General features: G+C 69.0%; 9 protein-coding genes. 8 read left to right on the top strand and 1 reads right to left on the bottom strand.

Annotation, left to right across the window (positions count from 1 at the left end; genetic code table 11):
* The first annotated feature begins 416 nt into the window (after positions 1–416).
* Complete coding sequence (locus tag ACWDAG_RS19625; protein ID WP_450696848.1) at positions 417–1,946, top strand: RNA polymerase sigma factor; 1,530 nt, start codon at positions 417–419, stop codon at positions 1,944–1,946.
* Positions 1,947–2,083: 137 nt separating this feature from the next.
* Complete coding sequence (locus ACWDAG_RS19620; RefSeq protein ID WP_450696847.1) at positions 2,084–2,929, top strand: S1 family peptidase; 846 nt, start codon at positions 2,084–2,086, stop codon at positions 2,927–2,929.
* A gap of 111 nt (positions 2,930–3,040) precedes the next feature.
* Here ACWDAG_RS19620 and ACWDAG_RS19615 read toward each other — a convergent pair whose 3' ends face one another.
* A complete protein-coding gene (locus ACWDAG_RS19615) occupies positions 3,041–3,271 on the bottom strand; it encodes a DUF7455 domain-containing protein (RefSeq protein WP_030945102.1) in 231 nt (76 codons plus the stop codon).
* Positions 3,272–3,713: 442 nt separating this feature from the next.
* Here ACWDAG_RS19615 and ACWDAG_RS19610 point away from each other — a divergent pair, with 442 nt between their 5' ends.
* From ACWDAG_RS19610 to ACWDAG_RS19585, 6 genes are all read left to right on the top strand, one after another.
* Entirely contained in the window at positions 3,714–5,837 is a 2,124-nt protein-coding gene (locus ACWDAG_RS19610) for a DNA gyrase/topoisomerase IV subunit B (protein WP_450696846.1), read from the top strand.
* Between the two features lie 210 nt (positions 5,838–6,047).
* A complete protein-coding gene (locus ACWDAG_RS19605) occupies positions 6,048–6,572 on the top strand; it encodes a DUF1453 domain-containing protein (RefSeq protein WP_450696845.1) in 525 nt (174 codons plus the stop codon).
* Positions 6,569–7,720: a sensor histidine kinase gene (locus ACWDAG_RS19600; RefSeq protein WP_450696844.1), complete on the top strand. Its 1,152-nt coding sequence runs from the start codon at positions 6,569–6,571 to the stop codon at positions 7,718–7,720. Before ACWDAG_RS19605 ends, ACWDAG_RS19600 begins: the two co-directional genes overlap by 4 nt.
* Positions 7,717–8,400 carry a response regulator transcription factor gene (locus ACWDAG_RS19595; RefSeq protein WP_450696843.1) on the top strand — a complete coding sequence of 228 codons (684 nt, stop codon included), beginning with the start codon at positions 7,717–7,719 and terminating at the stop codon, positions 8,398–8,400. The genes ACWDAG_RS19600 and ACWDAG_RS19595 overlap by 4 nt, the downstream gene beginning before the upstream one ends.
* A 69-nt stretch (positions 8,401–8,469) precedes the next feature.
* Positions 8,470–9,027, top strand: coding sequence for a DUF485 domain-containing protein (locus ACWDAG_RS19590; RefSeq protein ID WP_450696842.1), 558 nt, complete (start codon positions 8,470–8,472; stop codon positions 9,025–9,027).
* Positions 9,024–10,616 carry a solute symporter family protein gene (locus ACWDAG_RS19585; RefSeq protein ID WP_450696841.1) on the top strand — a complete coding sequence of 531 codons (1,593 nt, stop codon included), beginning with the start codon at positions 9,024–9,026 and terminating at the stop codon, positions 10,614–10,616. Before ACWDAG_RS19590 ends, ACWDAG_RS19585 begins: the two co-directional genes overlap by 4 nt.
* The last annotated feature ends 77 nt before the right edge of the window (positions 10,617–10,693 follow it).

Below are 10,693 nucleotides of genomic sequence, written 5' to 3'. Positions count from 1 at the left end.
GTACGCCGGGCCGGTCGCCAACGCCCTCGGCGTCTCGCTGCAGGACACCGCAGCCGCGGTCGGCATGCTCGGCAAGAGCGGCACCGGGATCCTGCGGGGTCCGACGGCGCCACGGGTCGCGGGAGCCTTGGGAAAGCCCCTGTCTCACCTACAGGCGCCCCGGTATGTCCCTGTCTGACCGCTTTTAGGTGGTTACAGGGTGTGATTCGGACCACGCAGATTGGGCGTAACACTCGGGGAAACAGCGCGATGACCTAAGAGGTGACAGCCGAGGAGGGAATACGGACGCCGTTTGCGGCGCTGTGCATCTTCCCGGTCCCGCCCGCGCCGTCGGCCCAATCCCCAAGCCGGCGGTCGGCTCCTGTCCGTCCTGGACGGGGCCGGAAGCCGTTTTCCAACGTTCCGAGAGGTTGTTCGTGTCGGCCAGCACATCCCGTACGCTCCCGCCGGAGATCGCCGAGTCCGTCTCTGTCATGGCTCTGATTGAGCGGGGAAAGGCTGAGGGGCAGATCGCCGGCGACGATGTGCGTCGGGCCTTCGAAGCTGACCAGATTCCGGCCACTCAGTGGAAGAACGTACTGCGCAGCCTCAACCAGATCCTCGAGGAAGAGGGTGTGACGCTGATGGTCAGTGCCGCGGAGCCCAAGCGCACCCGAAAGAGCGTCGCAGCGAAGAGTCCGGCCAAGCGCACCGCCACCAAGACGGTCGCGGCGAAGACGGTGACCACCAAGAAGGCCACCGCCACCGCCACCCCCGAGGCGCCAGCCGCCGACACACCCGTCGAGGACGACGCCAAGCAGGTCGCTGCCAAGAAGGCGGTCGCCAAGAAGGCGGCGCCCGCGAAGAAGACCGTCGCCAAGAAGACGGCGGCCAAGAAGACCGGTGCCAAGAAGGACGACGCCGAGGTCATCGAGGAGGAGGTGCTCGAGGACACCCCCAAGGGTGCCGACGAGCCCGAGGGCGCCGAGAGCGCAGGTTTTGTACTCTCCGACGAGGACGAGGACGACGCGCCGGCCCAGCAGGTCGCCGCGGCCGGTGCCACCGCCGACCCGGTCAAGGACTACCTCAAGCAGATCGGCAAGGTCCCCCTGCTCAACGCCGAGCAGGAGGTCGAGCTCGCCAAGCGCATCGAGGCGGGCCTGTTCGCCGAGGACAAGCTGGCCAACGCCGACAAGCTCGCTCCGAAGCTGAAGCGCGAGCTGGAGATCATCGCCGAGGACGGCCGCCGCGCCAAGAACCACCTCCTGGAGGCCAACCTCCGCCTGGTGGTCTCCCTGGCCAAGCGCTACACCGGCCGCGGCATGCTCTTCCTGGACCTCATCCAGGAGGGCAACCTCGGTCTGATCCGCGCGGTCGAGAAGTTCGACTACACCAAGGGCTACAAGTTCTCCACGTACGCCACCTGGTGGATCCGTCAGGCGATCACCCGCGCCATGGCCGACCAGGCCCGCACCATCCGTATCCCGGTGCACATGGTCGAGGTCATCAACAAGCTCGCGCGCGTGCAGCGCCAGATGCTCCAGGACCTGGGCCGCGAGCCCACCCCGGAGGAGCTGGCCAAGGAACTCGACATGACCCCGGAGAAGGTCATCGAGGTCCAGAAGTACGGCCGTGAGCCGATCTCGCTGCACACCCCGCTGGGCGAGGACGGCGACAGCGAGTTCGGTGACCTCATCGAGGACTCCGAGGCCGTCGTCCCGGCCGACGCGGTGAGCTTCACGCTGCTGCAGGAGCAGCTGCACTCCGTCCTGGACACCCTGTCCGAGCGCGAGGCGGGCGTCGTCTCGATGCGCTTCGGTCTCACCGACGGTCAGCCGAAGACCCTCGACGAGATCGGCAAGGTGTACGGCGTCACGCGCGAGCGCATCCGCCAGATCGAGTCCAAGACCATGTCGAAGCTGCGCCACCCGTCGCGTTCCCAGGTGCTGCGCGACTACCTCGACTAGGTCGCCGTCGTACGACACCGAAGGCCCGGTTCTCCCGCGTGGGGAACCGGGCCTTCTCGTGCTGTCGCGCAGGTGCGGGCTGTGACGAGCTGGATCACTCTGGGTCTCCCACGACCATCCCAGAGTGAGGAGCATGTATGCGCCGTCCCTTTGTCCGGGCTCTGGCCCGGCCGCTGGCCCTTGTGGCCGCGGCGACCGCAATACCGTTGCTTTCCACTGCCCCCGTGGCCGCCGACAGCGTTGTCATAGGGAGTTTCCCGATCGACGTGTCAGAGAGTCCGTGGACGGTGGCGCTCTCCAGCCGTGACCGGTTCGGAGGTACGCGTGCGGGGCAGTTCTGCGGCGGTGTGGCCATCGGCCGTACGACCGTGCTCACCGCGGCCCACTGCATGGGTGAGGACGTCCTGGGAGGGCCGCCGGAGCGCGTCCACGACCTCAAGGTCATCGCGAACCGTACCGACCTGCTTTCGGACCGCGGCCGGGAGATCTCGGTGCGTGACGTCCAGGTGAGTCCGACCTTCGACAGCGACAGCAACGCCGAGGACTTCGCCGTGCTCACCCTCGCCACACCGCTGCCGCGCAGGTCTGTCATCGCGATGGCGGCTGCCGGTGATCCTGCGTACAAGCCGGGCACGAGCGCGACCGTCTCCGGGTGGGGCGATCTCACCGGCGGCGGTGACTACGCACACAGTCTGCGGGCGACACGCGTGCACGTGCTGCCCGACGCCCGCTGCGAGGAGGCGTATCCGGGCAGCGCCGACGGCACGTACCAGGCCAAGAGCATGTTGTGCGCCGGGGAGGCGGGAGGGGGCCACGACGCCTGCCAGGGGGACAGCGGTGGGCCTCTTGTCGCCCAGGGGAAGCTCATCGGGCTCGTGTCCTGGGGGAGTGGCTGCGGTCGTGCGGGCAGCCCCGGTGTCTATACGCGCGTGTCCGAGGCCCTACGCGGGATGGCGCGGCGGAGTGGGGGCAGAGCCCACTGACGGTGCCCGGACGGCGTCCGGGGTAGAGCGCGGGCGGCGCGGTCCCTGAAGCAGGGGCCGCACCGCCCGTACCGGCCTGTGCCGGAGCTGGCTCGTCGTATGTGCGAGGTATCAGCGCTCTTCTTCGGAGGCGGATGCCGGAACGGAGGTCAGCCGCTCCGTCTCGTCCTGTATCTCAGCGGCGATCTTCTTGAGTTCCGGCTCGAACTTGCGGCCGTGGTGGGCGCAGAAGAGCAGTTCTCCGCCGCTGAGCAGGACAACGCGCACGTAGGCCTGCGCGCCGCAGCGGTCGCAGCGATCGGCGGCCGTCAGCGGGCTCGCGGGGGTCAGAACAGTAGTCACGTCGCCTCTTCTCTAGCTCGACGAGCTGTCGTACCAGGGTCAACATCCAACCAGCCCTAAAACGTTCCCGCCCCGGGCTTTTCCTCGAAAAAATCTTTCGAGGCCGGCTGTCTGCTGCCGGTTGGCGGCGAATGTGCCGTATTGCGTGTCTGTGTGTCGTACGGGTTCGCGCAGTCTGTCAATGTCTGGTCCTCCCGGCTGGCTTGCCGGTTGTTCATGAGGACGTGCCCGGAGCCTAAATGGTTCATGCCTGGAAGGGAACGTGATATGTACTTCACTCCATCGAGGGATCGAACGTGTATGCGACTCTGGACTAGTCTTAACTCCAGACGAGGGTGGCGTTACAACGGCTCTACCAGGCCTCGGTACCCTCTTGACGGCGACCGAAGCCGGGTCCTTACCCACCAGGGCCCCACCTGAAATTCAGCGAGGAGCGAACCGCGTGACCGCCGAGACGTCCGTGCCGTCCACAGCGCTGCTGGCAGGAGCAGACCGGGACGGTTCCAACTACACCGCGCGGCACCTGCTCGTCCTCGAGGGGCTCGAGGCCGTGCGCAAGCGCCCGGGCATGTACATCGGGTCCACCGACAGCCGCGGTCTGATGCACTGCCTGTGGGAGATCATCGACAACTCCGTCGACGAGGCCCTCGGGGGCTACTGCGACCACATCGAGGTGATCCTCCACGACGACGGCTCGGTGGAGGTCCGGGACAACGGCCGGGGCATCCCGGTCGACGTCGAGCCCAAGACGGGCCTGTCCGGCGTCGAGGTCGTCATGACCAAGCTGCACGCCGGCGGCAAGTTCGGAGGCGGCTCCTACGCCGCCTCCGGCGGTCTGCACGGTGTGGGCGCCTCCGTGGTGAACGCCCTGTCGGCCCGGCTGGATGTCGAGGTGGACCGCGGCGGCCACACCCACGCGATCAGCTTCCGCCGCGGTGTGCCGGGCGCCTTCGCCGCGAACGGCTCCGAGGCCAAGTTCGAGGCCGCCAGCGGGCTGCGCAAGACCAAGCGGATCCCCAAGACCCGCAGCGGCACGCGCGTGCGTTACTGGGCCGACCGCCAGATCTTCCTCAAGGACGCCAAGCTCTCCCTTGAGAACCTCCACCAGCGTGCCCGTCAGACGGCGTTCCTGGTGCCCGGCCTGACCATCGTCGTCCGTGACGAGGTCGGGCTCGGCGAGGGCGGCAGCAAGGGTGAGGAGTCCTTCCGCTTCGACGGCGGCATCAGCGAGTTCTGCGAGTACCTGGCGAGCGACAAGCCGGTCAACGACGTCCTCCGCTTCTCGGGCCAGGGCACCTTCAAGGAGACGGTCCCGGTCCTGGACGACCACGGCCAGATGACGCCCACCGAGGTCACCCGCGAACTCGGCGTCGACGTCGCCATGCGCTGGGGCACCGGCTACGACACGACCCTGAAGTCGTTCGTCAACATCATCGCCACCCCCAAGGGGGGCACCCACGTCGCCGGCTTCGAGCAGGCGGTCACCAAGACCATGAACGAGGTGCTGCGCGCGAAGAAGCTGCTGCGCGTCGCCGAGGACGACATCGTCAAGGACGACGCCCTCGAGGGTCTCACCGCGGTGGTCACCGTCCGTCTCGCCGAGCCCCAGTTCGAGGGCCAGACCAAGGAGGTCCTCGGCACCTCGGCGGCCCGTCGCATCGTGAACACCGTGATCTCCAAGGAACTCAAGGCGTTCCTGACCTCCACGAAGCGGGACGCCGCCGCGCAGGCCCGTGTGGTCATGGAGAAGGCCGTCGCTGCCGCCCGGACGCGCATCGCGGCCCGCCAGCACAAGGATGCCCAGCGCAGGAAGACCGCTCTGGAGTCCTCCTCGCTGCCGGCGAAGCTCGCGGACTGCCGCAGCGACGACGTGGACCGCAGCGAGCTGTTCATCGTCGAGGGAGACTCCGCGCTCGGCACCGCCAAGCTCGCGCGGAACTCCGAGTTCCAGGCGCTGCTGCCGATCCGCGGCAAGATCCTCAATGTCCAGAAGTCGTCCGTGACCGACATGCTCAAGAACGTCGAGTGCGGCGCGATCATCCAGGTCATAGGAGCCGGCTCGGGCCGGACGTTCGACATCGACGCGGCCCGCTACGGCAAGATCATCATGATGACCGACGCCGACGTCGACGGCTCGCACATCCGGACCCTGCTGCTGACGCTGTTCCACCGGTACATGCGGCCCATGGTCGAGGCGGGCCGGGTATTCGCCGCGGTGCCGCCGCTGCACCGCATCGAGATCGTCCAGCCGAAGAAGGGCCAGGACAAGTACGTCTACACGTACTCGGACCGCGAACTGCGCGACAAGCTGCTGGAGTTCCAGAGCAAGGGCGTCCGCTACAAGGACTCCATCCAGCGCTACAAGGGTCTCGGCGAGATGGACGCCGACCAGCTGGCCGAGACGACCATGGACCCGCGCCACCGCACCCTGCGCCGGATCAACCTCTCCGACCTGGACTCGGCCGAGACGGTCTTCGATCTGCTGATGGGCAACGACGTGGCACCGCGCAAGGAGTTCATCTCCAGCTCGGCGGCGACGCTGGACCGGTCGCGCATCGACGCGTAGCCGCTGCGCTCGGCCCGGCCGGGGTGGATCCTGGCTGGGGGCAGCCAGGATCGTCGTGGGTCGGCTCCACCCCTGGGTGGAGCCGGCAGCGGTTTGCGGATCCACCCACGATCCACCCCTGCTCCGATCTGCTGACCTGCGAACTTCCGTAGCGTCGAAGGCGTCGACAGCACTCGCTGCCGACTCCTCTCTTCGCTCACGGAGGCTCTGATGTCCGGGCTCGTCAACGCGCTGGCGATCGCGGCTGTCGTCGTTCTTGTGGTCGTGCGGCAGTTCCGCGCGCAGCAGATCGGAGCGGGCAGACGCTGGTGGCTCGTGCCGGTGATCCTCGCCGTCGTGGCCCTGCGTCAGCCCGGCATCGTGGACGTCCACCACCGCACGGAGTCGGTCGTCCTGCTGGGCGCCGAGCTGCTCATCGGCCTTGCCACGGGGGCCGGATGGGCCTGGACGACCCGAATATGGGCGGAGTCGGACGGCACAGTGTGGAGCAAGAGCACCAAGGCGAGCGTGACTGTCTGGATCGTCGGTATCGCCCTGCGTGTCGGCCTCTTCGCGCTCGGCGCGGCCTTCGGAGTCCACCAGGACAGCTCCGCCCTGCTCATCGCCCTCGCGGCCACCCTCCTGGTGCGCTCCGGGATCCTGGTCTGGCGGGCGCAGTCCGTGGCTCCCGCGGACGGTGGGGGCACGGCGTACGGTGACCGCATGGTCCGCCCCGCGCGGAAGGAGCGCGTGTGACGCAGAATGCCTGGATGCGCTGGCCCTCACGGGAGGCACTCGGGCGGGCAGGCATCTCACGACCGCGGCGCATGCTCGCCTGGGTCGTGAGGCTGTTCGCCCTCGCCATCCTGCTGTGGGGCGCCTTCAACAGCAGCCGAGTCCACGGCTGGGTGACGGTTGTGGGCGTCCTCGGTGTGGTCGTGGCCGGCGTGCTCGCCTGGGCCCTGTACCGGACCACGTTCCAGCACAGGCTCTGGCCATCCCTCTCCATCATGCTTCTGCTCCTGGCACTGGCCGTCGGGGCCCAGGCCGTGGGCTTCCGGGCACCCGCCCTCGTCCTCTGGTGCGGCTGCGCCGTCACCGCGCTGGAACGGCTGCCGCTGGCGGTCGCCTGGCCGACGGCGTCCGTGGCCCTCGCGTCCTACGCCGCGGTCAACAACGACGTGTGGCTGACCACGGCCGCCACCGCGGCGGGCCTGGCCCTGGCCGGCTACGTCCTGCGCCTCGACGCCGAAGCTCGGGGCAGCGCCCAGCGCCTGCTCGCCCAGGAGCGTGCCGCCCGGGCCGCGGAGGCGGAGTCGGCGGCGCTCGCGGAGCGGGCCCGCATCGCACGGGAGATCCATGACGTGCTGGCGCACAGCCTCTCGGCCCAACTCGTGCACCTTGAGGCAGCCCGGCTGCTGATCGAGCGAGGCGCCGGCCGGGAGCAGATCCTGGAGCGGGTGGTGGCGGCAAGGGGAATGGCCCGTGACGGTCTGGACGAGACGCGGCAGGCGCTCTCGGCGCTACGCGGAGAGCTGACTCCGCTGGAGGACTTCCTCTCGCAGCTCGTCGGTGCATCGACCGGTGCCGAGGTCACCATTACGGGTGAGCGCAGGCCGCTGCCCGCAGAGGCGTCGCAGGCCGTGCGCAGAGTCGCGCAGGAAGCCCTGACGAACGTGCGCAAGCACGCGCCGGGGGCCAAGGTGCGGGTGCAGCTGGACTACACCGACCATCAAGTGACGTTGGATGTACGGGACTCCGGCGGTACGCCGGGCGAACTCGCCGGGGCGGGCGGCGGGTACGGTCTGCTGGGCATGCGCGAGCGTGCCGAGCTGTTGGGCGGTTCGCTGGAGGCCGGACCGGACGAGGAGGGGTTCGCGGTGACTCTGAAGGTGCCCGTATGACGGAAGGGGCGGAGCTGCGGCCTGCGCGCGTGGTGGTCGCGGACGACCAGACCGTGGTGCGTGAGGGCATCGTGATGCTGCTGGGCCTGCTGCCCGGGATCGAGGTCGTCGGTGCCGCGGGGGACGGGGACGAGGCGGTGCAACTCGTGGCGGAACTGGCCCCGGACGTGGTGCTGATGGACCTGCGCATGCCGCGCTGCGACGGTGTGGAGGCGACCCGGCGCATTCGCGCGGAGTACCCCGGGACGCAGGTCGTGGTGCTCACGACGTTCGCGGACGACGAGTCTCTGTTCCCGGCGTTGCGGGCGGGGGCGCGGGGCTATCTCACCAAGGACGCGGGTGGGGACGAGATCGTACGGGCCGTGCAGAGCGTGCTGTCCGGGGACGCCGGGCTGTCGCCGAGCATCCAACGGCGGCTGCTGGAGCGGTTGTCCGGCCCCGAACCACAGCCGCCTGCCGTGACCGAGGTGCCGGACGGGCTCACCGCGCGCGAGACCGAGGTGCTGCTGCTGATCGCCGAAGGCCTCAGCAACCAGGAGATCGCCCGCAAGCTGCATGTCTCCACCGCAACCGTGAAGACTCACATCAACAACCTCTTCTCCAAGACGGGACTCAAGGACCGTGCCCAAGCGGTGCGTTACGCGTATGCAAAGGGGCTCGCGCGGCCACCGGCGGGATGAGTCACCTGATGGGGTGAAGAGCGCGGAGAAGCAGAGTCGGGGATCTTTCCGTTCTGTCCATCCTTGGACATGCAGTCAAGCAACGGCCGTCCCCGCGGCGGCGGGGGTGGTGCCGATGGTTCGGCCGGGCACCGCGATCACGACTCGTCCCCTGCAGAGGCTTCCGGAGGCGCGAGGTACGACGACCCGTGGTACGACGCGCTTGCCTCCGGATGGGGCGAGTCGGACGCCGTCGGGAGCCCCGTGCCCGAGGCCGGGCCTGCACGCCGGGCGGGCGGGGACGAGACGGCCGCTGCGGCCGACGTGTATCTCGAGGTGCAGCGCAGCGCGGCGTTCCAGGAAGTGCGCAGCAGATACCTCAGGTTTGTCGTGCCGGGAGTCGCCGTCTTCCTCGTCTGGTACGTGGCGTATCTCGTGACCGCCACCACCGCGCCCGGGCTGATGGCGCATCCCGTGGCCGGCGCCCTGAACGTGGCGATGCTCGCCGGGCTGGGCCAGTTCCTCAGCACCTTCCTGTTCGCGTGGGCCTACGCCCGGCATGCGCGGCTGCGCCGGGACCGGGCTGCTCTCGAACTGCGGTGGAACACTCAGGAGTTGGCGCGGGGATTTCGGGGTGGTGCGTTGTGACGGGCGGCCATCAGACGCTTTCGTTGTTCCTGTTCAGCGTGTTCGTCGCCATCACGCTGGCGATCACGACGTGGGTGAGCCGCAACCGGCAGGGTTCGGCGGAGGAGTTCTACGCGGGCGGGCGTCTTTTCTCGCCCATGGAGAATGGTTTTGCCATCGCGGGCGACTACATGTCGGCCGCTTCCTTCCTGGGCGTCACGGGGCTCATCGCGCTGTACGGCTACGACGGTCTGCTGTACGTGGTCGGCTTCCTCGTCGCCTGGCTGCTGGTCCTCTTCCTCGTCGCCGAACTGGTGCGCAACTGCGGGCGGTTCACGCTCGCCGACGTGGTCGCGGCGCGCATGAGCGAGCGGCCCGTGCGGATCGCGGCGGGTACTTCCTCGGTGACCGTGTCCGTCCTGTATCTGGTGGCGCAGATGGTGGGGGCGGGCAGCCTGGTCGCGCTGCTGCTCGGGGGTACGAGCGCGGCGGCGCGCGCCTGGACCGTCATCGGTGTCGGCGCGCTCATGGTGATCTATGTGTCGCTGGGAGGGATGCGGGCCACCACCTGGATCCAGATCGTCAAGGCGGTGCTGCTGCTCGCCGGTACGGTCGCCTTGACCGTGCTCGTCCTGCTGCGGTTCCACGGCGACTTCGACCGGCTGCTGCTGACGGCGGCCGAGCGCAGTGGTCACGGCGATGCGTTCCTGGCGCCGGGGCTGAAGTACGGCGGGGACTGGACCTCCCGTTTGGACTTCATCAGCCTGGGGCTCGCCCTGGTGCTGGGCACGGCAGGGCTGCCGCACATCCTGTCCCGCTTCTACACGGTGCCCACGGCCCGGGCGGCGCGGTGCTCGGCGCTCTGGTCGATCGGGCTCATCGGCGGCTTCTACCTGATGACGATCATCCTCGGCTTCGGGGCGGCCGCGATCGTAGGGCCGGATGCGGTACGTGGGTCGAACGCGGCAGGGAACACGGCCGTCCCGCTCTTGGCGCTCGCTCTGGGAGGCGGCGCGAACTCCACAGGAGGAACGGTTCTCTTCGCGGTCGTCGCCGCCGTCGCCTTCGCCACCATCCTCGCGGTGGTCGCCGGAATCACGCTCGCCTCCTCGGCGTCCGTGGCACATGACCTGTACGCGTCCCTGAGGCGCAGCCGTGCCAGGCCGCGCAGCGAAGTGGCTGTGGCGCGCGTCGCCTCGGTCGGCATCGGCGTGGTCGCGATCGCCCTGGGCCTGCTGGCCCGGGACCTCAACGTCGCCTTCCTGGTGGGCCTCGCCTTCGCGGTCGCCGCATCCGCGAACCTCCCGGTGCTGCTCTACTCGCTGTTCTGGCGCGGCTTCACCACCCGCGGTGCCGTGTGGGCCGTATACGGCGGACTGGTCCCCGCACTCGCCCTTGTCGTGCTGTCGCCCGTGGTCTCGGGCAGTCCCGAATCGCTGTTCCCGGCCGTCGACTTCCAGTACTTCCCGCTCCAGAACCCCGGCCTGGTGTCGATCCCGATGGGCTTCCTGGCGGGCTGGCTCGGCACCGTCACCTCCGACGAGGTGCCCGACGAGGCCAAGCACGCGGAGACCGAGGTGCGGGCGCTGACGGGGGCCGGGGCCGCGTAGGAGCCGCCGCCCTCACCGCCGAGGGACGTCCACATCATCGTCGTACACCTGCCGTACCGGCGTTCGGCGCACAGCTC

The sequence above is a fragment of the Streptomyces sp. NPDC001157 genome (assembly GCF_053598255.1).
This window is presented reverse-complemented; position numbering and strand designations above follow the sequence as displayed.